Origin of the sequence: Colwellia sp. 6_MG-2023 (assembly GCF_030547765.1) — a bacterium.
Taxonomy (GTDB): domain Bacteria; phylum Pseudomonadota; class Gammaproteobacteria; order Enterobacterales; family Alteromonadaceae; genus Colwellia.
Window position 1 is genome coordinate 88,337 of record NZ_JAUOPP010000011.1, and the last position, 26,628, is coordinate 114,964.

The window sequence follows — 26,628 nt, forward strand, 5'->3', positions numbered from 1 at the left end:
ATTTTAAATGACCGACTTAACGGCTTTAGCAAACACCATAGAGCAAGCTTTTGAAGATAGAGCAAACATAAGCCCTGCAACAGTTACCAATGAAGTAAAAACAGCTGTATTAGCATCTTTATCAGCACTAAATAATGGCTCTGCACGTGTTGCTGAAAAAATTAATGGCCAATGGCATGTCCATCAATGGTTAAAAAAAGCGGTATTACTTTCTTTTCGTATATGGGACAACCAAGTTATAGACGGTGCTGAAAGTACTTTTTTTGATAAAGTACCAATGAAGTACAGCGATTATACACAAGAAATGTTTGAGGCTGATGGGGTGCGTATTGTACCTGGCGCATCGGTACGTACGGGTAGTTTTATCGGTAAAAATGTCGTAGTGATGCCAAGCTTTGTTAATATTGGTGCTTTCGTTGATGAAGGGTGTATGGTTGACGGCTGGGCCACCGTTGGCTCGTGTGCTCAAATAGGTAAAAACGTACATTTATCTGGTGGTGTTGGTATTGGTGGCGTATTAGAGCCGCTACAAGCAGGTCCAACAATCATAGAAGATAATTGTTTTATCGGCGCACGCTCTGAAATAGTGGAAGGTGTTATTGTTGAAGAAGGTGCTGTTATTTCAATGGGCGTTTATATTGGCCAAAGTACACGTATTTATGACCGCGAAACCGGTGAAATACATTATGGTCGTGTTCCTGCAGGCTCGGTTGTTGTTCCAGGTAATCTTCCTTCTACTTGTGGAAAATACAGTTTATATGCCGCAATCATAGTAAAAAAAGTAGATGCTAAAACGCGTGAAAAAACAGGCATTAATGAGCTGTTACGTTTAGCTGACTAACAACCAGAAAATTGAGACATTAATGGTTCAATGATCTAATTCAGTTAAAATTACAAAAAAAGCATTACACAAAAAAGACGGTAAGTTAGCTAACTTACCGTCTTTTTAGTTTATTATACTCGGGATTGCCAACTATTTTTTAAGTTGCTCATCCATTTCTTCAATTTTCACTTTCCAAATCGCTGGTCCTGTAACATGAGCAGACTCACCTGCGCTGTCAACGGCAACGGTTACTGGCATATCCTCTACTTCAAATTCATAAATAGCTTCCATTCCTAGTTCTTCAAAAGCAACTACGCGCGCTTTCTTCACAGCCTTAGAGACTAAATATGCTGCACCACCAACGGCCATTAAATAGACAGACTTGTGCTTTTTAATATTTTCAACCGTTGCTGCGCCACGTTCAGATTTACCGATAGATCCTAAAAGGCCGGTTTCAGATAACATCATATCATTGAATTTATCCATACGTGTAGCTGTGGTAGGGCCTGCAGGACCAACAGCTTCATCACCAATTGCATCAACTGGGCCTACGTAATAAATAAACTTATTAGTAAAATCTACAGGTAATTTCTCACCTTTAGCTAACATGTCTTGAATACGTTTATGGGCGGCATCACGACCGGTTAAAATAGTACCACTAAGCAGAACAGTTTCTCCTGTTTTCCACTCAGCTATATCAGCTTTAGTTAAGCCATCAACGTTAACACGACGGACATTCTCGCCGACTTCCCAAGTAATATCAGGCCACTCTTCAAGTTTAGGTGGTGTTAAATCTGCTGGACCTGAGCCATCTAAATGAAAGTGAATATGGCGTGTAGCAGCACAATTTGGAATCATTACTACAGGTTTAGACGCTGCATGAGTGGGCACAGCATTAATTTTCACATCAACAACTGTTGTTAAGCCACCTAATCCCTGTGCGCCAATACCTAATTTATTAACACGTTCAAAAATCTCTAAACGTAATTCTTCTTCTGCGTTTTGTGGGCCTCTATCCATCAATTCTTGAATATTAACAGGGTCCATTAAACTTTCTTTTGCTAATACACCTGCTTTTTCAGCTGTACCACCAATACCAATACCTAACATACCTGGTGGGCACCAACCAGCTCCCATAGAAGGTAATGTAGCGACAACCCAATCAGCAATAGAATCAGACGGGTTTAACATCGCCATTTTTGTTTTATTTTCACTACCGCCGCCTTTGGCAGCAATCATAACTTCAATTTCATCACCTTCAACTAAGTCAATATGAACAACTGAAGGTGTGTTATCTTTTGTATTTTTGCGAGCTCCGACTGGGTCTGCAACAATAGATGCACGTAAAGGGTTATCTGGATTCATATAAGCACGACGTGTGCCTTCATCCACCATTTGCTGAACAGTCATATCAGTTTTATCCCACTGAACAGCCATACCTACCTTAACGAAACAAGTTACAATGCCTGTATCTTGGCAAATAGGACGTTTTCCTGTAGCTGACATACGTGAGTTAATAAGGATTTGTGCAATGGCGTCTTTTGCCGCGGTATTTTGCTCTTTATGGTAAGCTTTTTCTAGCGCTTGAATAAAATCGAGCGGATGATAATAAGAAATATATTGAAGTGCATCTTCAATACTATCGATTAAGTCTTGTTGCTTGATAATTTTATGGGACATGTTGCTCTCAGCTTTCGTTAAAAATATAAATTCATTTGGGTATATAAAATGTTTCCATTATAATACCTCTCTATTGAAACTGCTGCTAGTAGCCAATAGCAAAATTTGTAGATTTATACTCAACATAAACCGAACAAATACCTTATAAATACGTCAATTAGTAGAGTGACTATCACCTTGCATTCCAATACCCTACCTTCATTTAATCCATTGAAACTTTCAGTTGAGCAATTAACATTCGAAAATGAAGTTACTCCTTTAGATTTATTCACGCCATTATCAAATACTCCTTGGTCTATTTGGTTAGATTCAGGACAAAGCCAGCATATTGATGTTTGCTTTGATATTTTAGTGTGGCACCCCAACGTTACTTTATGTACATATGGTGACAAAACGACAATATGCGATGTAAAAACTAAACACACATATACAAGTGAAGAAGATCCTTTATCTTTAGTCGAAAAAGTTCAACAACAGGTATTATTGCCGCTTGAAGTATCACAACAAATGCTTCCTTTCTTAGGCGGAGCTTTAGGCTACTTTTCGTATGATTTAGGGCGACGTTTTGAGAAGTTGCCAGCACAAGCAGAGCAAGATATTACATTGCCAGAAATGGCTGTTGGTATATATAGTCAAGCAATAATATTTGATCATAAGCACCAACAATTCTATTTAGTTTGCCCTCCTGAAAACCGTTCAGAAATAACGTGTTTTTTACAAACGTTATTGAAAAAAGCAAAAAATAAAGCGACTAATGCTAAACAAACACAGTTTACCTTACTATCAGACTGGCAAAGTAATATGGATAAAGCCAGTTACACAGAAAAATTTGGTCAAGTTCAAAACTATTTACTATCAGGCGATTGTTATCAAATTAATTTAGCGCAACGTTTTAAAGCACAATACCAAGGTAATGAATTTGAAGCATATTGTGCTCTTAGAGCAAAAAATAAAGCCCCTTTTTCTGCTTTCATACAATTAGACAATGCTAGTATCTTAAGTGTTTCTCCTGAACGTTTTTTACAAAAGAAACAAAATAAAGTTCAAAGTAAGCCCATAAAAGGTACTATGCCTAGAAGCACTAATAAAACAGAAGATCAAAACAACGCTGACATTCTCGCTAATTCAACAAAAGATCGTGCTGAAAACTTGATGATTGTTGATTTACTTCGCAATGATATATCTAAAGTATGCAAGCCAGGGACAGTTGTTGTGCCTAAACTATTTGATATTGAAAGCTTTCCAGCAGTACATCATTTAGTTAGTACCGTCGAAGGAGAAATTGCAGAGCACAATAGTGCGAGTGATTTGTTACGAGGTGCATTTCCAGGTGGTTCAATTACTGGTGCACCAAAAATCCGCGCGATGCAAATTATTGAACAACTTGAACCACACCGACGTAGCGTATACTGTGGTAGTATTGGTTACATTTCAAGCTGTGGTACTATGGATACCAATATTACTATTCGCACATTAATTTGTGAAAAAAGCCAGAAAAACACGTCAACTACGCCTAATCATATATATTGTTGGGCTGGTGGTGGTTTAGTTGCTGATTCTATTGCAGCAAGTGAATATCAAGAAACATTTGATAAAGTAAATTGTATTTTGCCTGTGCTAAAAAAGTTGGGTAAATAAGAGGAAAATAGTAATGAATAAAAATGAATTTCTCTTTAGATTTCATCTGAAACAACACTATGATTCTTGTCATACATATCAACATAAAGCGCCATTAAAATCAGCTGCTGTATTAATTGCGCTGTTTGATAATAATAGTAAAGCTGATGACCCTTTTTCACCTGATGGCTTACAAGTATTACTAACAAAAAGAGCGAGCCACTTAAAACATCACCCCTCACAAATAAGTTTCCCCGGCGGTAAGGTGGAATTAACCGATACTAATTTAGTTCATACGGCATTAAGAGAAGCACAAGAAGAGGTGGGGTTGGATCCTAAAGCGGTCAATGTTATTGGTCAATTACCTAATTATGAAATTATTAGTGGTTATCAAGTGACACCAATTGTCGCCATGATTAACTCCCTTCAAACATACCAAAAAGATGAAAATGAAGTAGATGAAATATTTCATGTACCACTAAAGCATTTTTTACAGGATAAAAACCATCATATCGTCAAATCTTATCGTAACGGCTGCCATCACAATGTCCACTTCTATCCTTACCGACACTATAATATATGGGGAGCAACAGCTTCCATGATAAAAGACTTGGTCACGCGAATAAAATAATATAGGTTGTAACAAACAGCAAATTTCAGCTATCATCACATAAATTAATAACAACAAAATATAAGATTATTCAAATTTTATTCGGTATTTAATTATGATTAGTGTATTTGATATGTTTTCAATTGGCATCGGACCATCTAGCTCTCATACAGTTGGCCCGATGAAAGCTGCAAAACTTTTTGTGGATTCACTTAAAGCGGAGGCATTACTGACTAAAACGAATAGAGTAAAATGTGAGTTATTTGGCTCTTTAGGTCAAACAGGTATTGGGCACGGTACAGGTAAGGCCGTTATTTTAGGTTTATCTGGTGAAGCACCTGAAAGTATTCTAGTAGATTCCATTGATAAAATTCTTGCTCAAGTAGTTGAAACTAAAAAAATTAAACTCGATGGCAGTCATATCGTCAACTTTCCTAAAGATAATGCCATTATTTATCATCATAGAAAAACATTACCAGCACACGCGAATGCAATGACTCTTTTTGCCTATCACGAAGAAACCCTTCTTTTAGAACAAACATATTACTCTATTGGTGGTGGCTTTATCGTACAAGACATTGACTTTGAAAGAGAGAAAGATAAAGCGTTATCACTACATGAAAATATCGATAAACCACACAAGTTTACTAATGCCGCAGAATTATTAGCAATCGCTCAAGAAAAAGGCCTTAGTATTAGTACAATCATGATGGATAATGAAAAATGTTTAAATGATGAGGCATTTATTCGTGCTGAATTGATAAATATTTGGCAAGCTATGCGTAGCAGTGTCGATCGTGGCATCGCCACTGAAGGTATTTTACCAGGTGGTTTAAAAGTAACTCGCCGTGCACCTGCTCTATATCGCTCTTTAATGGTAGAAAGATCTAATGATCCATTAACAGCAATGGATTGGGTCAACTTATTTGCACTTGCTGTTAATGAGGAGAATGCGGCCGGTAGCCGTGTTGTTACGGCACCAACAAATGGAGCTGCGGGTATTATTCCAGCCGTATTATGTTACTACGATAAATTTGTCAAACCCGTTTCTGATGATGATTGTAGCCGATACCTACTTACTGCAGCAGCTATTGGTATTTTATATAAAACCAATGCTTCTATTTCCGGTGCAGAAGTAGGCTGTCAAGGAGAGGTAGGCGTTGCTTGTTCTATGGCTGCTGGTGCACTAACTGAAATTATGGGCGGAACACCTATCCAAGTAGAGAATGCAGCAGAAATAGGTATGGAGCACAATTTAGGTCTGACCTGCGACCCTGTTGGTGGTTTAGTCCAAGTACCTTGTATTGAACGAAATGCAATGGGCTCAGTAAAAGCAATTAATGCATCTAGATTAGCACTTCGTGGTAATGGCACATCGAAAGTATCTTTAGATAAAGTAATCAAAACCATGTGGGAAACAGGTAATGATATGAAAACAAAATATAAAGAAACTTCTCGAGGGGGTTTGGCAGTAAATATCACAGAGTGCTAATTCACTGCCAGTATAAAGTTTGGTTAATCAACAATTGATGTAATTGATACCGTAGCTAGTCGATGGTTTATTTAGTGGGTAACTCTATATCAGCAAACATTTCATCGACTTCTGTATTGTTTTTTAACAACATAGCTTGAGTTACAACATGCTTATTTAAATGTGGAGCAAATCGTTCAATAAAATCAAACATATAACCACGTAAAAAACTACCTCGTCTAAAGCCTATTTTTGTGGTACTTGCACTAAATAAATGACTAGCATCAATAGTTACAAGGTCATGATCAATTTTAGGATCAATCGCCATAGTAGCAATTACACCAATACCAATACCTAAACGAACATAAGTTTTAATTACATCAGCATCTGTGGCTGTAAAAGCAATTTTAGGTACAGCACCAGCTTTTTCAAATGCAGTGTCTAATTCAGAGCGCCCAGTAAAACCAAACACATAGGTAACTAAAGCATATTTAGCAATATCCTGAATCGTTATATCTGTTTTGCGTGCTAAAGGATGATCTTTACACACGATAATACTACGGTTCCAGTGATAACAAGGCAGCATAACCAAATCGTTATAGAGGTGTAGTGACTCAGTTGCTATAGCAAAGTCAGCATCACCTTTTGCCGCTGCATCACTAATTTGTGCAGGTGTCCCTTGAGACATTTGTAGTGATACTTTGGAGTATTTTTTAATAAAACCTTGTATCACTTCAGGTAAAGCATATCGTGCTTGTGTATGCGTAGTTGCAATACGTAACTTTCCTTCATCAGGCTGAGTATGCTCGCGAGCAACAGCTTTGATACCTTCAACCTTTGAAAGTATTTGTTGGGAAATATTAATAACTTCTTGGCCCGCAGGCGTAACATGAGTTAAATGCTTACCACTACGACCAAAAATTTGAATTCCTAATTCATCTTCCAGCATTCTAACTTGTTTAGAAATACCTGGTTGGGAGGTGAAAAGCACTTCTGCCGTAGCTGAAACATTCAGGTTATTATTCAGCACTTCAACGATGTAGCGCAATTGTTGCAATTTCATATATATACCAAAGCCAAGATTTTTAGGAACACTCTTAGACCAAAAGGATATACTTAATTGAACATTTATTCCATGTTAAATTGCATTTTTTGTAAATAAAATTCAACATTAATGGAAAAAACACCTAAAGATTATTTTATTATAATTTATAACCACCAATAAGATTGGTTAATTATTCCCTACACTTGAATGTTCATTTTAATATTCAGTTTTCAAAGATTAGTTTTAATATGAAGTACTCTAATTAAATCTGGTAATTAAATGTAAGTTAGGCTTTGCTAAACATGACATTTTTTGTAGACTGACAGCTATCAAAGTGAATAATTGTTCACATTATTAAAACAAGAGCTTTAACATGATCGCTATTATCATAGGTTTACTCATCACACTCGTTGTATTAGTTGTGGTTGTCAGTGCCTTTCAACAACATAAAGAAAAGCAAGATGCAGAAAAAAGAGTTAAGGTAGCAAAGCAAAAAGCTATTATGGATGAAAGCGAAGAACTGATACTTAATTTAGTTAATCTTCCTTCCAGCCCAAAACTAACCCGAATATTAGCTAATCGAAGCTTAACTGCCGCAACTACAATGCGAGAATTAAAGCCTGAGGTTAAGGGGCTTGAAGATAGAATTAACGCGCTTAAGGCTCAAATCAAGGCAGCAGAAGAATTAACAACTAGCCAAGGTAACGATGAAAATTTTGTACTTCCGGAGAATGAGCAGCAAGTATTAGCGGTTCTACAATGCATTAAAAAACTACGTGTCATAATTAAATCTGAGCAAAAAAAGGGTGCCCTTGATCCGCAAACGTTTACACAAGAGGATCAACGTTTAGACGCAATGCAATTGAAAATTAATATAGAAAGTTTAATGAAACGAGGCATACAAGCACAAAATAAAGAGATGTTTGGCTCAGCACGCCAATACTTTGAAAAAGCCTTACAAACAATGGCGAACCATCCAATAAAAACAGACTATATCAATACAAAAACTAGTGAAATAGAGCAACAATTAGAAGATATAACAGACTCATTAAAAACAACCAACGCGTCAGATGCCGCGAAAAGGGCGAAAGAAGAAGAAAATGAATTAGATATTTTATTCCAGCCTAAAAAGAAATGGTAGCAACACTACCTTTAGCTTGATATAGATTAAAACTAAGCCAGCTTTTGCTGGCTTTTTCTTATAGCTTTACCCAATGAGATTATAACGTGGAAAAAAATAATTCCATTACACTAAACTCCTTCTTACGTAGAACAATGAAGGCTTATGCTTTAAAGGCTCACATAAGAGAACAAGGCTGTGAACTTAAACGTATTGGTCGCTCTCGTCATTGGCTGCTTACTGCAAACTTTGAACAGCTACAGGCAATAATTACCTTTATAGAAGCCTCAAATGAACCGAGTTGGTCATGGTTAACTAAACTGTTAAAAAGTGAATACCAACACTTGAGTCATGATGAGCTACTCAGGATTGCATCAACAATAGACAATGTCACGATAAGTGCGCTTATTGCCAGAACAGACTGCACTATAGCGCAAGCAAGGAAAATTATCGATGAGTTGGAAGGGTTTGATTAGATCGATAAGCTTGTGGCGAGCCTTGAGTTAATAGTGATGAAGTTAACTTATAAATAATCAACTTCTCTTTTTAACTCACATGGCTCACCCCTTTAAAAATCAATCTTCTTTAGCAGTTGATTTTTTCTTATTGGCTACTTTCTTTTTTGCTACTTTTTTCTTGGGTTTAGGAATATCTTCAACCCACTCACCATCGATGTACTTTGCAGTCCATCCTGTAGCTTTAGGCTTATCATCAGTTACAATCTCAGTCATAACATACTGCTCTTTCGTTTTACGACTATAACGTACAACTGATAAGTTACCTTCATGATCTTCTGCTGGAGCATCTGCCAAGTAATAAAACTTAGGAGAAATTCTGTCTCTAAAGCGCTTCAACTCAGCAACTTTTGGCGCTCTGGTTTCACGAGACCGAGGAAACGTGTTCGCAGCCAAGAAAATACCCGCAGCACCATCACGCAAGACAAAATGTGCATCAGATTTTTCACACGCAAGTTCAGGTAATTGAACAGGATCTTCTTTTGGTGGCGCGGCCTCTCCGTTTGCCAATAGCTTACGTGTATTTTTACATTCAGCATTAGTGCAATCAAAATACTTACCAAAACGGCCTGACTTCAACTCCATATCAGCTTCACAACGATCACACTCTAACACCGGACCATCATAACCTTTAATTTTAAATGTGCCCTGCTCTACTTCAATACCATCACAAATAGGGTTATTACCACACACATGTAACTTACGGGTCTCATCAATAAGGTAACTATCCATAGCAGTGTTACATTTTTTACAACGATGCATTGCTCGTAACGCTTCTGTTTCTTGATCTTCAGCCAAGACACTAACGGCTTCTTCACCTGGTGTTAAGTTCATTGTAGTGGTACAACGCTCTTTAGGTGGCAAGGCATATCCTGAACAACCTAAAAACACCCCTGTAGATGCAGTTCTAATCCCCATTTTACGGCCACAAGTAGGACAGTCAATATCAGTTAAGACAGGGTTATTATTTGGCATACCACCTTCTTCAGAGTCCATATTAGCTAAAGCTAATTTTTTGCTGAAGTTCTTATAGAATTCATCTAAAACACTTTTCCAATCAAGTTCACCTGCAGCAATAGCATCAAGCTCTTGCTCCATATTCGCGGTAAAGTCATAGCTCATTAATTTTTCAAAACTAATTGACAGGCTATCTGTGATTATTTCACCCATTTTTTCAGCATAAAAACGTTTTTTATCTAAACGTACATAACCACGATCTTGAATGGTTGAAATAATCGATGCATACGTTGATGGTCGACCAATAGAGCGTTTTTCTAATTCTTTAACCAGTGAAGCTTCACCATAACGAGCTGGTGGCTTAGTAAAATGCTGAGTTGGCTCTAAATGATCAAGTGTTAATACCTCACCTACCGCTAAATCAGGTAAGTGTTTATCATCACCTTTAGCAAGTTGAGGGTGAACACGTGTCCAACCGTCAAATTGCATCACACGACCTTTCGCTTTTAAATCAAAATCAGCAGCGCTGATAGTAAGTGTACTAACCGTATAACGTGCTGCTGTCATTTGACAAGCAACAAACTGACGCCAGATTAAATCGTAAAGTTTTTTAGCATCAGCATCAATGCCTTCCATAAAGGCAGATTCAACTTTCACATTCGATGGACGAATCGCTTCATGCGCCTCTTGAGCACCAGCTTTAGAGCCGTATACCTTCGGTTTTTCAGGAAGGTAATTTTCACCAAAACTTTTACTAATAAAAGTACGACACATTTCCACAGCATCTTTACTTAAGTTAGTTGAATCGGTACGCATATAAGTAATGTGACCGGCTTCATATAAACGTTGAGCTAAACCCATCGTACGTTTAACACCATAACCTAATTTAGTACTTGCTGCTTGTTGTAATGTAGAAGTAATAAATGGCGCAGAAGGCATACTCTTTGACGGTTTATCTTCACGTTTACTAACAACATAATTGGCAGGTTTTAACAGCGCTAATGCTTTATCTGTATCTGCTTTATTGGTAGGCTTAAAAGCCTTACCATTTTCGTGAGTAACATCTAAGGTTAATGCTTCTCCCGTGCTAGCGTGTGTATCGGCAATAATATCCCAAAACTCTTTAGGATCGAATGCTTTAATTTCTCTTTCTTTTTCAACAACTAATTTAACAGCAACGGATTGAACACGCCCAGCCGATAATCCTCTAGCGACTTTTTTCCACAATAGAGGGCTAACCATAAAACCAACAACACGATCAAGAAAACGACGTGCTTGCTGCGCGTTAACACCAGGCATACTTAATTCACCGGGTGTTGAAAATGCTTGTTGAATAGAGCTTTCCGTTATTTCATTAAAAACAACTCGACGGAATTTAGCATCATCACCACCAATGAGCTCTTTTAAGTGCCATGCTATCGCCTCTCCCTCGCGATCCAAATCGGTTGCGAGATAGATGGTGTCAGCTTTTTCAGCAAGTTTTTGAAGTTCGGTTACAACTTTTTCTTTACCTGGAAGTATTTGATAATTAGCAGCCCAGTTCTTTTCTGGATCGATTCCCATTCGATTAACTAACGCTAATTTATCACGTTTTGCTTTATATTTAGCTTTTGCTTCCGGTGCCATTTTACGCACTTCTGCAGGTGATTTAGCGGCGACTTTTTTACCCGTACTACTATGAGGTAAATCGCGCACATGACCAACACTCGACTTTACAATAAAGTCTTTACCTAAATATTTATTAATTGTCTTCGCTTTGGCTGGCGACTCGACAATAACAAGTGATTTTGCCATAAAAATTTGTAATCCTGCTTATTCGACAGTTTATCTACACATGAAGATAAATTAATTTTTGTTTTATTATTCATTTATTATTTGAGTTAAAAAGTGCGAGCGTGCCCTTTAACCTCACCCAAACAAAGATAAAAATAGTTTCATTTTAAAAAATATAGTTGCATACCTATTTATACATATATCTATAAATATGCAAATTAACAAGTATTTATTTTTGCACTTACTTACTCGCCTATAACTAAAGGCTGCTTTTGGCTATAATAACCAAAGACGAATACCAACTAATAACATCAAGCTTAATTACACCACTTAATGCCCTTTTGAGCGCAATCATAATCGACTTTGCTAGAAAAAATAAGGGTTAAATTCTAAAAAACTAATTTAAGCTTGTAATTTTCAATAATAAAAACCGCTAACTGAGATAAATATGTCGCAATTACCAGAACAACTAAAAGATAAATTAACACAATGTTTATGCCCGCCTGGTAACGGTGTTTTTACCGTAAATACAGCCAAGGAGCGTAAAGCGCAATTACATCAAACAATCTTCGGTCAAGCCACTGGCATTGATGATTTATGGAAAAGCTCGTTAAATAGGCTTCCTGATGCTTCTAACGCCGTTATTTTAGGTATAGCATCAGATTGTGGCGGTGGAATATTACGTGGTGCCAATTGGGGGCCCTTATTTATTCGTTCGACACTACTTGAAAATTATCCTGACCTGAACACTTTTGATTTAGGTGATGTTCGCGTTATTCCTCACTTACTGTCAGATAAGTATTTAAACGAAGCCACCCTCAGCAATTGTCGTAAAGCTTTGTATCAAAATGTTCAAAGTAACTATTGCGTTAGCCCCTTAAGCATTACTGAAGATGTTCTGCATGATTTTTATGCTGCATTTCCTGAAAAAGGTATTTTTGGTTTAGGAGGGGACCATAGTGTTAGCTACCCTTTAACAAAAACATATTTACAAGCTAAGAAGGAACAAGGTAAGCGTGTTAGCATTATTCATTTTGATGCCCACACAGACTTATTAATAGAACGTTTAGGTATCGATTTATGTTTTGGCTCTTGGTGTACCCATATTTTAAATGACTTACCGGCACCTGAGCATTTAATTCAAATAGGTATTCGTTCAAGTGGTAAACCAAAGTCACATTGGGAAAATACCTTTGGCGTCAAACAACATTGGGCACATGAAATTAAAGAGGCAGGCATAGAGAAGGTTATCAGTAATATTCTTGCGCAATTAGCAGAACAAAATATTGATGAACTTTATGTTAGTTTTGATATTGATGCTATTGACGACAGTTATGCTTCAGCAACAGGAACACCAGAGCCTGACGGATTAATGCCACAAGAAGCCATGCAAATATTACAAGCCATTGCAGAAAAATACCCAATAACAGCTGCTGATATGATGGAAATAGCTCCCTTTACTGATAGTTCAGGGCTGGGCGTAATTAGCCAAGAAAAAACATTAAAAGTAGCGGGGGAAATTTCAGCTTTTTTGATAAATGAAATAAGTAAATAATAGTTATTAATCAGCCTGACATAGCCTAATTACAGTCAGCGATACTGATTAATAACTGTTACATTAGATAGGATACTACTTTCAAGTAAATGTGCTATTTATCAACCTCTGTCTTAAAGAAGTTAATTAATTATTTTTAAATTGATAAAAAAATCCGATAACAGTGTCCTGATATCGGATTTTCAATTATATAAAAAACTGTTAATGAATTTTTAAATAGTTATCACTTACGCCGCAATGCTCATATGGCGCCTGAACTGTATTAATAGTTAATTAATCGTGATACCTATCCCATTATAAATTGTTGAGCTACCACTAGGTGTGATAACTTCGACAATTAAGCTACCAGATTTAGGCTCTGTTTCACCTTTAATATTGACGCTAAACGTTTCACCGCCATTATGATTATCATTCCCCCAAACAAAACTACTTGGGCCAACAATAGAACCTACTGAAGAACTGAAATTAATCTGTGTACCTGCTGGCATAGGTTGATTATGTAAATCACTGATAGTTATTACAGCCCCACCAACCGATTCGCCATCAATATGTACAATGTCATCATTTAAGTTATAGTCTGGATTCATAATCTCAGCTGTATCTTCATCAGAATCATGATCATACGTTGCTGAAACACCATCCAATGTTGTTTCTCTGGTAAAAAAAGCCTTACTACCAGACATAACCAAAACAATTGAACCTCTTACATTTATTGATTTATCCGTTTCAGAGCAACCAGCATGAGCAGGAATAGCACATAAGACACCATTATATTTATTATCTTTATCTGTAAAAAGGTTATCACTATTAAAATCTGTAAACTCTTCTAATTTACCACTATCATTGACATCACGCCCTTCACTCGGGTTATAAAAACCATCTTCATTATGATCAACAAAAGCTTCTGTTAAATCATAGGAACGACCACTAATGTCCGTGGATAAGAAGGTTGTCATTTCATCAGCATCGAACCGACCATTCCCGTTTAAATCAGGAAAAGATTCTTCACCAATAGCCGTAGCAAGTATCGTCGCTCTACCGCCATACTTTTGTCCTAAGGTATTTAAACGCTCAGATGGGTGAACTCTATCCGCCAAAGTACCATCAATCAAGGTATATGGATCCGCAGTCGTATGTTGTAAAACATGACCTTCTGGTCTCGTATTCTGACTATTCCATACTACGCTACAAGTACCATTCACAGTAACACATGATGGTTCAATTCTCCCCCCTTCGGTGGTAAAGCTAACGGCAGTACCATCTGGAACTGGGTTATTATAAGCATCAGCTAATCGTGCGGTCACAACAACTTCAGTTCCATCAATATTCCAACCTTCTGGGTTAAGTATATCAGCAGATAAACTAAAACTATCTTGATCTGGTATCCCTGTAGAGATCACTAATAAACTAGATTGCGATGCGATTATAGGGTCACTATCATCAATCTCAGCTTTAACTCTCACCGATGTAGCAACAGTCCCCGAATTAACAACCGTTTGTGCAATACCTTCACTATTAGTAGTTGCACTTTCAGGAATTAACTTTATTCCACCAACATTGGAGTTTAAAGAGAAGTTAATAACTTGGTTATTCACTGGGTTACTGTTTGTATCTAATACTCTGAATTTAATTATTGAGCTTTCTGATCCGCCAACAGCACCAGTTCCTAAAATACCAATAACTTCAGGTGAAGATGAAACAAACTCGATACTACCAATATCCGCAGCCTGAACATTAACGACAGCAGTTGCAGATAAATTCATATCACCAACATTAGCAGTCACATCTATTTGATCATCATGAACGCAACCTTTGGCTAAATAGGTACTGGTAGCTACGCCATTAGAAGTAGTTACGGGGGAATTTAACGAAGCAGTTTCCGGCGTCGTACGCGTACAGCGTGAAGAAAAGTCAACTTCCACAGGATCTTTATAAAGATTACCTTGTTCATCAATAATTCTGACTGTCACTACTGTCGTCGCACCTGCTGATATTTGAGATAACCCTAATTCAGCTACTCCATCAGCAAAAGGTTCACCACTTCCTAGACGAACAACAACATCTATTGCGCCTTGATTCTTAAAATAAAATGGTTCACTTTCTTCGCCACTATCAAGGAGAGCTATTATCTGACCTGTACCTGCAGAAACACCAGAGTTTAATGTAATATTAGCGAGACCATTTATATCAGTTGTTGCAGTGCCTTTTTCTGGAGTAAAAAATCCATAGTCTGCATCATCGATTTGAAATAGAACACGTGTGTTGCTTAAAGGCACACCTGCATTCAAAACCGTTGCAGTTAACGTAGAAGGCAGTTCTTCATCAGCGAGAGCTAATGTAATAGTTATGGCATCATTCGAGCCATTACTGCTACCTGCCTCACCATCTACTGAAAACCCCTCATCACCGCCACCACATGCTACTAGTGTAGTTAACGTCATTAATAACAGAGTGAAACTAAAGCGTCGAAGTAACTCCATAAAAGGTATTCCTATTGTCTTTTAATTAATTTACATAAATCATATTAACTGATAAATAACAAAAAAGTACAATTTAATCCCTTAAATTTTCCAAAAAAGCTTAAGCATCAAGCAAGTTAAGAAAAAAATTAAATAATCCAAACGCTAAATTTGCAAAACAGTTTTTAATCCTCTTATTTATTGTTAATCTATTAAGCTAATAATATTAATAATGTATTTACACACTATGACAACTCTCCAAAAAAGCAGTTTAACTACCCGAATAGTTATCGGTATGATTTCAGGTATAGCCCTAGGTTCTTTTTTACAGGTGCTAATGCCTAATGGTGACGACTTAGTTTTCAACTTATATTTATTCGAGTTATCACTTCAAAATTTTCTTGTCGATGGCGTACTTGAAATTATTGGCCAAATATTTATGGCTAGCTTACGCATGCTAGTAGTGCCATTAGTTTTTGTATCACTTGTTTGTGGTGTTTGCTCACTTCAAGATACGACCAAGCTCGGCAGAATAGGCGGTAAAGCGATTGGTTTATACCTAATAACAACGGCAATAGCGATTAGTTTTGCTATTTTCGTTGCTATTATTATAGGCCCAGGAGAAGGCGTAGGTATGACAGCTAATACAAGCTTTAGTAGTCGAGAAGCTCCTTCATTTGCTCAAGTCATTATTCAAATGTTTCCAACCAACCCATTTGAAGCGTTTGCACAAGGAAAAATGCTACAAATTATCATTTTCGCCTTACTTTTTGGTATTGCTATTGCTTTATCTGGTAAGGCAGGTGAACGAATAGCGAGTTTATTTGAAGACTTAAGCGAAGTTATAATGCGCTTAGTAGCAATACTAATGAATCTTGCGCCTTACGGTGTATTTGCATTATTAGCGACGTTATTTACTACGGTTTCACTTGAAACCTTTGGTAATTTAATCGTTTATTTCTTAGTTGTATTGTTTGTATTAATTGGTCATGCCGTAATTACCTACCCCTTAATACTCAAACTAATGACAGGTTTAAACCCTATTATTTTCTTAAAGAAAATGCGTGATGCTACTATCTTTGCTTTTTCTACAGCGAGTTCTAACGCGACCATTCCCGTAACTCTAGAAACAGCAACAAAAAAGATGGGAGTGAAGAATTCAATTGCTTCATTTACAGTACCTTTAGGTGCAACTATTAATATGGACGGTACAGCAATTATGCAAGGTGTTGCTACTGTATTTATTGCACAAGTATTTAGTCAAGATTTGACCTTAGCAGATTATGTAACTGTAGTATTAACAGCAACACTTGCCTCTATTGGTACTGCTGGTGTTCCTGGTGTAGGTTTAATTATGTTAGCTATGGTACTAGAACAAGTCGGCCTACCGGTTGAAGGTATTGCTTTAATTATTGGTGTTGATCGCCTATTAGATATGACGAGAACAGCGGTTAATGTCACTGGGGATAGCATGGTAAGTATTATTGTCGCAAAATCAGAAGGACAATTTGATAATGATATGTATTTAGATGAAAAGGCTGGCAGTAAGATTGAAGATATCGATTTCCATCATTTGAAAGACTAAGTCTTAGCAGTTTTAAGTAAGCTGCATACTTTACTACACTATAAATACCTTCTATATGCTATTATCAGCAGCAATATAGAAGGTTATATAGTGGGTATTTTAAACGACCTAAACAAATATGATTTAAGTAAACATAAGTTAGATAAACCTTAGCAAGCCTTTCTAAGGTTTATCATTTATTTTTAGCCAGGAAAGATACGGTTTTTCTGCATTAACTTACCTAATATACCGTCAACAGAAAGTGACGCGGCTTTAGAAAACTTTTCTGCTAAACCTTTCTTAACTTCATACTTAATTGCAACAATTTTATGACTTTTACTTAAGTTTTGTAAATAATCATCACTTGTCTGAATACTATCAACTAAACCTAACGCTAATGCCGTTGTACCAAACCAATGTTCACCCGTGGCAACTTTAGCTAAATCTAAACTTGGTCTGTGTGCGCTAACAAAATCTTTAAACAGTACATGAGTTTCTTCAAGCTCTTCAATAAATTTTTCCTTACCTTTTTCGGTATTTTCACCAAACATTGTAACGGTACGCTTAAATTCACCCGCAGTGAATTGTTCAAAATCAATATCATTTTTCTTTAATAACTTATTAAAATTAGGTAATTGAGCAATAACCCCAATAGAGCCAAGAATAGCAAAAGGTGCTGCAATGATATTATTTGCAACACAAGCCATCATATAACCACCCGACGCAGCGACTTTATCAACAGACACTGTTAAAGGTATTTCATGTTGGCGAATTCGGTCTAACTGTGATGAGGCTAAACCATAGCCATGAACCATGCCGCCGCCACTTTCTAATCGAACAAAAACTTCATCATCTTTCGTAGCTACAGACAAAATAGCAGAAACTTCCTCACGTAAAGAGCTGACTTCTTTAGCGTCTATGCTGCCTTTAAAGTCAAGCACAAACACTTTGGGCTTACTCTTAGTTTCAGTTTCATCATCTGATTTTTCTTTTTGCTTAGCTAATGCTTTATCAGCCTTAGCTTTTTCTTTTGCTAATTTTTTATCCTTTTTTTCTTTCTGTTTTAACTCTTCGTCATTTAATAAAGCATGAACAATTTCCTGTTCAACTTCTTCAAATTGTTCAGACAAGTCGGTAATTTCTAACTCACCCTTTTTATGTTTATGCTTAATAGCTGAAGCTGTAGCTAACACAACAATAGCAACAACAGCGATGACAAAAGTTATTGTTTTAGCTAAAAACAAACCATATTCGTATAAAAATTCCAAGCTTATCTCCTGAGCGTTTTACGCTATTTTAAATTTTTCAAATCAAGGTGTTATATGGGGATAAAAAAAATAAAAAAAAGCCCTTAGTCTTGACCAAGAGCTATATTTCAAATCACATACCTAATTAGAACTAATATTTATTTCACTAATAATATTCGCACTAATATCTTCTTCGCTAAACAGTAATGGTCTTAAAGCTGTGGTTTCTGAATATAACCTATTCTGATCATCGACATGTACAGAGTCAGTATTTGATGACTGAGAATAGCTAAGTAACCCACGAGCACTTGGCCCATTATCTGTAAAATTAACAACAAACATCCAGCTTGAACCATAATTTATATGATACCCTTCTGTTGTTAACTCTGAAGGGAGCGGCTGTGCTGTTTCTATATCAACAACCGCTGGATATTGATGTATTGGCATTAAGGTATCATCAGATTGAGCTGAAGAAAACACATTAAACCCACCTTCCTGATGCATACTGCCTGCCCATGAAAATTTAGTTCCACTCGCATTACCACTTGCCATCGTTTTCTCGGTAAACTGTATATCACCTATCATTGCACCTAATGTTAAACCTGAGGCTTCCACGTTTTTAATTGCTGCAGCCAGTGACTTTAACGCTGAGCCGTCATTAACTAAGGTATTAGGTGTTGTGCTTGCTAAATCAGGATCAAACGGAACTGAAAATTGACTTGTACTATTAAATTTAAAAGAAAATTCTCTAAATAAGTGTGCACCACTACTCTCTTTATTAAAGCGTTTATCCCAATTAGCCAAAACTGAACAACCAGCAGAAACATCAACGGTAATACCGTTATCTAAGACCACTAATGTATTACCTTGTGCCTGACATTGTGCGACTAAATCATCAACCACTGCTTCTGCTAAATAAGCACGATTATTTAATAGCGCTTCCTCAACTTCTTGAGCGGAAAACTTATTATCCTCACCAGAGCTGTCTGCTAACATTTTCAACCCCATACGAGTCCTTAATGATAGGGGACTAAAATCATCGCCATATAAAATTGAAGCGCCCGATAACGGCGTTGTTGGATTGGTAAACCAATAAGGATCATTGGAGTTTTGGACATAGTCGGTATTTAACAGTTGTGGTGCTTGCTCATAACTATTCAATCCATTAGGTTCAAACAATGCAGTATTGCCCGGAAGAATATCAAAACCAACCGATTGACGTGTTCCTACTAATACAGGGTCTGTTCGCATTAAATCAAGGGCGGTATCATTTAAATTTAATACACGGGATTTATCTATATAAAAAGCATTTCCCTGATCATCTGCATACATAGTATTCACCCAAGGAATACCATCAAAATCTTTAAACGCCTGTTGAAACTCGTCAAGGTTAGTCGCTAAATTCATGGCTAACCAATGATCAATCATATCAGTATTTTCTTTAGCAGCATCTCGTAACGTAAAAGCATTACTCTCTGTCCACTCCATACCATTATTTGGCGGCGTCTCAATAATTAAACCATGATGTGAGTAATAGTAATCTTTAGATAAAATGACCGACTGCCCACCGCCAGCGGCTACTTCAACAAAGTAAGTTTTCTTTTCTATATCACGACTTTCGCCATCCATATTATATTGTTGCTTATTGTCACCTTCTAAGCTTAATTGATAAACAACAAACCGACGTGACTTAGAAACAGTATGTGTCCACCCTAAATTTTGGTTAAAGCCAATATTTTGAATAGGAAAGCCTTGCAGAGCGCCGCCCATAACATCCATAACGCCAGGAATAGTAATATGTGATTGATAGAATCGTAAGTGACCTGTGTGTGGAAAATGTGGATTAGCCAGAAGTATACCTTTGCCATTTTCTGTTTTATCTTTGCCTATTCCCCAACCATTCGATCCTAAATCTCCCAAATCTATATTTGTATTACCAAATGTAGAGGATACCGATGCAACATTAGCAATGATTTCATTTGCATAGCCAATTGACGATTGTTCAGGTGCACCTTTTGTTCTAGCACCAACATAAGGTAGATATTCAGTTGCACTATTTGGATTCGCTAAAAAGGCAAGTTGCATAAACGTTGAGTTAGCGCCACTCGCATATTGAGAAGTTGCAAATAAATAAGCGGTTAAGTCTATCGGTGTAATAGCTGTCACCCAAGATGCTCCTGCACAAAAAGGCGCTAAATTCTCATTCCCCGTTTCTTCTATATATTTATTGTAACCGGCCACATACCCCTCAATTGTTGCACGGGTATTTTCTGACAAGCTTGGGTATAATTCTTTTGCTGAGTTCATTACACCTAATGCATGATGGCCAAAGTCAGAAATAATATTACCAGAATCACCTGAGCCTAAAACTTTATCAGGACCAAAATATTTAGCACGTTCACTACGTACTTTCAGTATTTGATCTGCCAAAATACAAGCATTATCTTGTGCATAAGCGTAACCCGAACCGAAAGCAACACTTTGTAAATTATCACCTGTGATATGAGGTACGCCATAACTAGTTCGCCGTATATTAGCGCTTAGTGTTCCATCTTCATCAAAAGCCACCAAACTTGGAGACACTACAGGTGGCTCTACCGGTGCTGGCAACTCAGTGTTTTTATCATTATCACTGCCACAGGCGCTTAAGCCAAAGAGTATAGCCAAACTTAAGAAACATCCGTTTTTATTAATCATTTTATATCCCCGATTATTTATTATTGTCACACTTAGACTAACATTAATAAAAACAAAATCATCAGAGGATTAAGGTTAAATAACTATCAAACTTAATACTTTAATTACTATTTAGCATATGGCTATCCAATTTTATACACGCTCTTTTTAAGTAAAAAAAAGCCTTTAGTTATAAAACTAAAGGCTTTTGACAATTTAATGTCCCATTCTGATATGTGTTAGCAGTTATTTAACAACAGCATCATTTTGCACTGAAATAAGATGTCCGTTACTACTAAAGAAATTAGCAACTTGGCTTTGCATCTCTGTAGTGGCTGCACTAGTCATAGCTGCATCAGGGGCCTCACCTCTTGATCCTGGTGTAGGATCTAAGATCGAACCATGATGACCAAATAAGTAACGTACAGCACCAGATATTGATGAGTCTGCATCCTGAGTTGTTTCCGAAACACCTGGTAAGCCTAATAAAGCAATAGCACCTTCCGTACCAGCGAAAGGAGCTGTTGATACAGTATTAGGAATAACTTGGTCGCTTAAATTGTCACTACCATTACCAACAACTTCAATTAAGTGTGTTGGCGTATCGGTAGCAACCATCATAGCGGCATAGTTAGCTGGATCACCAGCATCAACCACTGTCTGTGCAGCAAAAGCAAATTGCGTAAAAGTACCATTTAATTCGGCTTGTTGCTCAGACGTAAGTAAGGCATAAAAGGCTCTGTAATAACCAACTAACTCAGTCTCTGAAGGTGCTGTTTCACTCAGGTGAGCCTGTGCAACATAACCTTGGAACGCTTCTGATGCTGAATAAGCTAAGTTTGATTTAATGACATCACCAAAAGCGCCTGATTCCATTAAGAAGTTAGCTACCATGATACCTGGCATTGCAAGGCTATTTGTTTGAACAGCAAATAATGGATCAACTTGTGGATCAAGAGAAGTATTCGCTAATGCGATAAAATTCATCCCCGTAATTGCACCTAAAGAATGACCTAGGAAATGTACATTAGAGCTATCAATATTAATTGAATTACCTTCTGTATGAGTCCCACCCAAAAAATTCAAACCTAATCGTAAGCCCATTAAGTCAGAGGTTGATTGGCGTAAGTTATCGCGGGTAGTCAATAAACTAGCTAAGTTCATATAATGTGTAGCAGATACCGTTGAAGCATTGATATCGTCTACACCATCAGGTGTTCCTGCAGGTCCAGTTATATCAAATCCTCGACTACCATGTAATGGATGATCGATAGCTACAGTTGAAAAACCATAAACTGAAAGAAGACCAGTAACTGCTAGCATATCTTCTTTTTTAGAAGTTATACCATGTTGCAGAATAACCACTGGCCAACCATTTTCAGGCTCAGCTAAATTAGCTGGTAAACCTAAGCCTTCTCGAACCGCATTAGCAACATTTACATCTGGCGTTGTCATTTGTACAACAAGCGACATCTCTGTATTAGCTTTAGGTACTGGACTATATTTAGTTAGGTTACGTTCTGTATCAATACCTAAATCACGAAGCCCTGGTGCTGCCAACCCTTGAGCTTGAGAAATAGCCATACAAGTTCCATCTGATACACTCGTCGCATCAGCAGGAATTACTTCAGGGTTACTTACTGCAAGACCAGCTAACATAGCGCCAGAGTCACATAAAGACTTCCACCAATCATTAATAGGTGCCATTGGGTTTTCAGCTGAAGGAATACCTAAATAATAAGGTAGTGTAATATTACCTTGCATAAAATTAGCAGCTGAATATAAAGGCACTAGAGTGTCAGGTATTTTTCCTACTAATATATCAGCAACTGTCATACCAGTATCTTGTACGCCGATAGTAGGTACTCCTTGCATCGCATTCGCGACCATAGCTGGAACATTATTAGCCATTAACGCTTTAGTTGTAGAAAGTACATCAACTGTCGACTGCGTAGTAAATGCCATGGTATAGATAAGTGAATCTTTATCAGCACCTGCCGCAACAACTGCAGCTTCGTAGCTATTAATAACGGCCTGTAAACCTTTTTGTGCATCAGTAGCTAGTGGGTGAGTGGTAATATTTTGACGAACTGATTCATAGGTTGTAGAGCCTGAAATAGCCTTACCATTATTATCTTGTAGATTGTTTGTTAATGCTAACACATAGCCTGTTTTAGCTTTAAAAGGCTTTAACGGGATAACAGCAACACTATTGCCTGATGCCTGAGTAATAAAATCAATACCAAAAGTTAATTCACCAACAACGGTACAAGCAGCACCACGAGGAACTTCTTCACACCCAGTATCACCTCCCATTAAGGTTTCATATATTTTTACAGATGCAGCGCTAAAAGCAGAGTTGCTATCAAGTGATGTACCTTCAGGAAAATCAATAGCAAGTACAAATGGGTTCGTTGTCGACCAACCATCTAAAGTGCTTAAAGCAAAAAATGGATCTGAAGAATCAGTAGGATCACTCACAGGTAGATTTAATGAGCCATCTTGACTACCTTGAAATAGTAAATCATTAGGTACTGATAAAACGCCTCCTGCAGGGTCAAAGACAATTCTTGCCGGTGCCACAATAGGTGCACCATTTTCAACCGCATCTTGTTTTACATCTTCAACGGTTTCACTATCACAGCCACTTAAACCAAGTGCGCTGATTATAGCTAAACTAAGAACTAATTTTTTCATTTTTATCTCCCCAATGCTTATTTTATTTCTATTATTTTTTAATAAGTATATGCTATTTGTTATAGTCGTTTACCTCAAATTACAAAGTAAACGTCAAATTAACTAATTAGACCAGTTAATAAACTTAACGCAAGCGCTGACAATGTGCCAGTTGTTTTTCTATTTTAATTGATTTATTTCTCGTTATTAGAAATAAACCTAAGTAAAATGCCTATTATACAAATTAAAAGTCATTAATACCTAAACTCGGATAAGAAATGTTTGAATATACTATTATAGATAAAAGTTTAGAAAATAAAATAATACTCATCACCGGTGCAGGTGCAGGTATAGGTAAAGAGGCAGCAATAACTTACGCGAAACTCGGTGCTACAGTTATTTTACTTGGAAAAACAGTAAGTAAACTTGAAGCAGTTTATGATGAAATAATCGCATTGGGCTTAGCTGAACCAGCAATTATTCCGTTAGATTTAAAAGGAGCAACTAAGCAAAACTATATTGATATGGCAGCGACAATTGCCAATCAATTCGGTCGATTAGACGGCGCATTACTGAATGCTTCTATATTGGGAGAGTTAACACCTTTTACTCAAATACATGAGCAGATATTTAAAGATGTGATGAAAGTCAATGTCAATGCTCAATACCTATTAGCACAAGCATTAATTCCAACGTTAAAGCTAGCACCCACCGCCTCGTTAATATTTACTTCTTCAGGCGTTGGTAACCAAGGTCGCGCATACTGGGGTGCATACAGCATATCTAAATTTGCTACCGAAGGGATGATGCAAGTAATTGCCGATGAGTATGAGAATTCAACTTTACGCACCAATGCAATTAACCCTGGAGCGACAAATACGGGAATGCGCACTAGCGCTTACCCCGCAGAAGATAAAGACAAATTAGCAACAGCAAAGGATATTATGCCGCTTTATGTTTATTTGATGTCAGATGACAGTATTGCGGTGAATGGAAAAACCATAAAAGCACAATAAACTAATTAAATCACAACTATTGTCTAGGAAAGTATTCTGATGAATACTTTCCTTAAACTAATCAGTTACAAATTACCTTAATTCTCTTCTTAATATTTTACCCACATTAGTTTTAGGTAATTCATCCCTAAATTCTACTAGTTTAGGTACCTTGTAATTGGTTAAATTTTCACGACAGTGCTTAATTATTGTTGCTTCATCTAAACCTTTTTGCTTAGCCACAACAAATATTTTTACCATTTCACCGCTAGCTTCATTAGGTATTCCGATAGCCGCAGCTTCAGCAACTCCTTCATGCATCATTACTACTTCTTCAATTTCATTAGGGAAAACATTAAAACCAGAAACAATAATCATATCTTTCTTACGATCGACTATTTTAAAATAACCATGCTCATCCATATAAGCAATATCACCTGTTGCTAACCATCCATCTTTTAAAATTTCAGCTGTTGCCTCATCACGATTATAATACCCCTTCATCACCTGAGGTCCTTTTACCCACATTTCGCCGGCTTCTCCTAAGGCAGCTTCACTACCATCATCTAACATAATTTTAATATCAGTTGATGGTGCAGGCAAACCTATGGTGCCATTATAATGTTCTTGGTTATAAGGACTTAGGGACACCATTGGCGCACATTCTGTTAAACCATAACCTTCTAACAGTCGAGAGCCTGTCACTTTTTCCCAACGTTCAGCCACAGGCCTTTGAACAGCCATACCGCCACCCAAAGACATTTTAAGAGTTGAAAAGTCGATATCTTTAAAGCCTGGTGTATTTAATAAACCATTAAACAATGTATTCACGCCAGTTATTGCAGAGAACGGATATTTACCTAACTCTTTAATAAACGCAGGCATATCTCGTGGATTAGTAATAAGTAGATTCGTGCCGCCTAAGGTGATAAAAGTTAAGCAATTCGCTGTCAATGCGAAGATATGATATAGCGGCAACGCAGTTACAACTAATTCTTTTCCTTCTTCAAGCAGCGGCTTTATTGCGGCTTTAGCTTGCTCTAAATTAGCAACCATATTGCGATGCGTTAACATAGCACCTTTTGATAAGCCAGTTGTTCCACCGGTATATTGCAGAAAAGCCAAATCATCACCGCAAAGCTCAACAGGAGTAAAGTCTAATTTTCTCCCTTTAGCTAAAGTAGTATTAAAAGGTACCGCATGAGGTAAGTTAAAAGCAGGCACCATTTTTTTAACATACTTTACAACCGCATTAACAACCTTACCTTTTACAAAACCAAGGCGATCACCTAAAGATGTCATAATGACATGTTTAACCGGCGTTTTATCTATAATATGTTCAAGTGTTTGTGCAAAATTTTCAATAATTAACATTGCTTTAGAATCAGAGTCTTTAAGCTGATGCTCTAATTCACGTGCTGTGTACAAAGGATTGACATTAACTACTGTTAAACCGGCCAGTAGTGCACCAAATAAAGCAATCGGGTACTGCAAAGTGTTAGGCACCATAATGGCAAATTTATCACCTTTAACCAGCCCAAGATCTCTTTGTAAATAAGCCGCAAAAGCAGTTGCTTGCTCTGCTAATTCAGCATACGTTATTTCTACTCCCATATTAATGAAAGCAGCCTTGTTACTATACTGACTAGTATACTTATTAAACATTGCCACTAATGAAGGATATTTATCTGGATTTATTTCAAACGGGACTCCAGGGGGGTAACTTTTTTCTAGCCAGATTCTTTCCACAATATCTTCCTCATATATTTTTTTAGCAACGACTTAATAGTGTAGCTTATTGTTTGTATATATCACTTCATCAATGGTGAAGCTTTAATTAGCAAA

General features: G+C 37.1%; 17 protein-coding genes. 9 read left to right on the forward strand and 8 right to left on the reverse strand.

Going from position 1 to position 26,628, the window contains the following annotated elements:
• Window positions 1-7: 7 nt before the first annotated feature.
• The gene (gene dapD / locus Q4503_RS09025; RefSeq protein WP_303602049.1) at window positions 8-841 is read left to right on the forward strand and encodes a 2,3,4,5-tetrahydropyridine-2,6-dicarboxylate N-succinyltransferase; all 834 of its coding nucleotides are present in this window, start codon (window positions 8-10) and stop codon (window positions 839-841) included.
• Between the two features lie 132 nt (window positions 842-973).
• Here dapD and Q4503_RS09030 read toward each other — a convergent pair whose 3' ends face one another.
• Window positions 974-2,503: a fumarate hydratase gene (locus Q4503_RS09030; RefSeq protein WP_303602050.1), complete on the reverse strand. Its 1,530-nt coding sequence runs from the start codon at window positions 2,501-2,503 to the stop codon at window positions 974-976.
• Between the two features lie 210 nt (window positions 2,504-2,713).
• Between Q4503_RS09030 and pabB the strand changes: the two genes are divergently transcribed.
• The 3 genes from pabB (at window position 2,714) to Q4503_RS09045 (ending at window position 6,222) form a co-directional block, all read left to right on the forward strand.
• Window positions 2,714-4,141: an aminodeoxychorismate synthase component I gene (pabB, locus tag Q4503_RS09035; RefSeq protein ID WP_303602065.1), complete on the forward strand. Its 1,428-nt coding sequence runs from the start codon at window positions 2,714-2,716 to the stop codon at window positions 4,139-4,141.
• Window positions 4,142-4,154: 13 nt separating this feature from the next.
• Window positions 4,155-4,751: a CoA pyrophosphatase gene (locus tag Q4503_RS09040; RefSeq protein WP_215973722.1), complete on the forward strand. Its 597-nt coding sequence runs from the start codon at window positions 4,155-4,157 to the stop codon at window positions 4,749-4,751.
• Between the two features lie 94 nt (window positions 4,752-4,845).
• Window positions 4,846-6,222: an L-serine ammonia-lyase gene (locus Q4503_RS09045; protein WP_303602051.1), complete on the forward strand. Its 1,377-nt coding sequence runs from the start codon at window positions 4,846-4,848 to the stop codon at window positions 6,220-6,222.
• Between the two features lie 67 nt (window positions 6,223-6,289).
• On the opposite strand, the gene cysB is transcribed toward Q4503_RS09045, so the two are convergent.
• Window positions 6,290-7,264, reverse strand: coding sequence for an HTH-type transcriptional regulator CysB (cysB, locus tag Q4503_RS09050; RefSeq protein WP_215973720.1), 975 nt, complete (start codon window positions 7,262-7,264; stop codon window positions 6,290-6,292).
• A gap of 355 nt (window positions 7,265-7,619) precedes the next feature.
• Between cysB and Q4503_RS09055 the strand changes: the two genes are divergently transcribed.
• Window positions 7,620-8,387, forward strand: coding sequence for a hypothetical protein (locus tag Q4503_RS09055; RefSeq protein ID WP_215973719.1), 768 nt, complete (start codon window positions 7,620-7,622; stop codon window positions 8,385-8,387).
• 86 nt (window positions 8,388-8,473) lie between these two features.
• Window positions 8,474-8,842: a ribosome recycling factor family protein gene (locus Q4503_RS09060; protein ID WP_215973718.1), complete on the forward strand. Its 369-nt coding sequence runs from the start codon at window positions 8,474-8,476 to the stop codon at window positions 8,840-8,842.
• A gap of 99 nt (window positions 8,843-8,941) precedes the next feature.
• Here Q4503_RS09060 and topA read toward each other — a convergent pair whose 3' ends face one another.
• Window positions 8,942-11,632 carry a type I DNA topoisomerase gene (gene topA, locus Q4503_RS09065; RefSeq protein ID WP_215973717.1) on the reverse strand — a complete coding sequence of 897 codons (2,691 nt, stop codon included), beginning with the start codon at window positions 11,630-11,632 and terminating at the stop codon, window positions 8,942-8,944.
• Between the two features lie 427 nt (window positions 11,633-12,059).
• Between topA and Q4503_RS09070 the strand changes: the two genes are divergently transcribed.
• On the forward strand, window positions 12,060-13,166 hold the full coding sequence (locus Q4503_RS09070) for an arginase family protein (protein ID WP_303602052.1): 1,107 nt from the start codon (window positions 12,060-12,062) through the stop codon (window positions 13,164-13,166).
• 269 nt (window positions 13,167-13,435) lie between these two features.
• Here Q4503_RS09070 and Q4503_RS09075 read toward each other — a convergent pair whose 3' ends face one another.
• Window positions 13,436-15,646: an Ig-like domain-containing protein gene (locus tag Q4503_RS09075; RefSeq protein WP_215973715.1), complete on the reverse strand. Its 2,211-nt coding sequence runs from the start codon at window positions 15,644-15,646 to the stop codon at window positions 13,436-13,438.
• Between the two features lie 226 nt (window positions 15,647-15,872).
• On the opposite strand from Q4503_RS09075, the gene Q4503_RS09080 reads away from it, so the two are divergent.
• Window positions 15,873-17,210, forward strand: a complete 1,338-nt coding sequence (locus Q4503_RS09080) for a dicarboxylate/amino acid:cation symporter (protein ID WP_215973714.1) — start codon at window positions 15,873-15,875, stop codon at window positions 17,208-17,210.
• A gap of 182 nt (window positions 17,211-17,392) precedes the next feature.
• Here Q4503_RS09080 and sohB read toward each other — a convergent pair whose 3' ends face one another.
• From sohB to Q4503_RS09095, 3 genes are all read right to left on the reverse strand, one after another.
• Window positions 17,393-18,457, reverse strand: a complete 1,065-nt coding sequence (gene sohB / locus Q4503_RS09085) for a protease SohB (protein WP_215973713.1) — start codon at window positions 18,455-18,457, stop codon at window positions 17,393-17,395.
• 120 nt (window positions 18,458-18,577) lie between these two features.
• Complete coding sequence (locus tag Q4503_RS09090; RefSeq protein ID WP_303602053.1) at window positions 18,578-21,133, reverse strand: acylase; 2,556 nt, start codon at window positions 21,131-21,133, stop codon at window positions 18,578-18,580.
• A gap of 225 nt (window positions 21,134-21,358) precedes the next feature.
• The gene (locus Q4503_RS09095) at window positions 21,359-23,809 is read right to left on the reverse strand and encodes a VolA/Pla-1 family phospholipase (protein ID WP_215973711.1); all 2,451 of its coding nucleotides are present in this window, start codon (window positions 23,807-23,809) and stop codon (window positions 21,359-21,361) included.
• A 257-nt stretch (window positions 23,810-24,066) separates the two neighbouring features.
• On the opposite strand from Q4503_RS09095, the gene Q4503_RS09100 reads away from it, so the two are divergent.
• A complete protein-coding gene (locus tag Q4503_RS09100) occupies window positions 24,067-24,804 on the forward strand; it encodes a YciK family oxidoreductase (protein ID WP_303602054.1) in 738 nt (245 codons plus the stop codon).
• A 72-nt stretch (window positions 24,805-24,876) separates the two neighbouring features.
• Here the strand turns inward: Q4503_RS09100 and fadD are convergent, their stop codons facing one another.
• Window positions 24,877-26,532: a long-chain-fatty-acid--CoA ligase FadD gene (gene fadD, locus Q4503_RS09105; protein WP_215973709.1), complete on the reverse strand. Its 1,656-nt coding sequence runs from the start codon at window positions 26,530-26,532 to the stop codon at window positions 24,877-24,879.
• Between the last annotated feature and the right edge of the window lie 96 nt (window positions 26,533-26,628).

What these genes read in the sequence shown, in the direction of transcription:
- topA (WP_215973717.1), bottom strand. Translation starts at nt 11,632, where the DNA reads ATGGCAAAATCACTTGTTATTGTCGAGTCGCCAGCCAAAGCGAAGACA.
- Q4503_RS09045 (WP_303602051.1), top strand. Translation starts at nt 4,846, where the DNA reads ATGATTAGTGTATTTGATATGTTTTCAATTGGCATCGGACCATCTAGC.
- cysB (WP_215973720.1), bottom strand. Translation starts at nt 7,264, where the DNA reads ATGAAATTGCAACAATTGCGCTACATCGTTGAAGTGCTGAATAATAAC.
- Q4503_RS09100 (WP_303602054.1), top strand. Translation starts at nt 24,067, where the DNA reads ATGTTTGAATATACTATTATAGATAAAAGTTTAGAAAATAAAATAATA.
- Q4503_RS09030 (WP_303602050.1), bottom strand. Translation starts at nt 2,503, where the DNA reads ATGTCCCATAAAATTATCAAGCAACAAGACTTAATCGATAGTATTGAA.
- Q4503_RS09075 (WP_215973715.1), bottom strand. Translation starts at nt 15,646, where the DNA reads ATGGAGTTACTTCGACGCTTTAGTTTCACTCTGTTATTAATGACGTTA.
- Q4503_RS09080 (WP_215973714.1), top strand. Translation starts at nt 15,873, where the DNA reads ATGACAACTCTCCAAAAAAGCAGTTTAACTACCCGAATAGTTATCGGT.
- Q4503_RS09095 (WP_215973711.1), bottom strand. Translation starts at nt 23,809, where the DNA reads ATGAAAAAATTAGTTCTTAGTTTAGCTATAATCAGCGCACTTGGTTTA.
- dapD (WP_303602049.1), top strand. Translation starts at nt 8, where the DNA reads ATGACCGACTTAACGGCTTTAGCAAACACCATAGAGCAAGCTTTTGAA.
- Q4503_RS09040 (WP_215973722.1), top strand. Translation starts at nt 4,155, where the DNA reads ATGAATAAAAATGAATTTCTCTTTAGATTTCATCTGAAACAACACTAT.
- Q4503_RS09090 (WP_303602053.1), bottom strand. Translation starts at nt 21,133, where the DNA reads ATGATTAATAAAAACGGATGTTTCTTAAGTTTGGCTATACTCTTTGGC.
- Q4503_RS09070 (WP_303602052.1), top strand. Translation starts at nt 12,060, where the DNA reads ATGTCGCAATTACCAGAACAACTAAAAGATAAATTAACACAATGTTTA.
- Q4503_RS09055 (WP_215973719.1), top strand. Translation starts at nt 7,620, where the DNA reads ATGATCGCTATTATCATAGGTTTACTCATCACACTCGTTGTATTAGTT.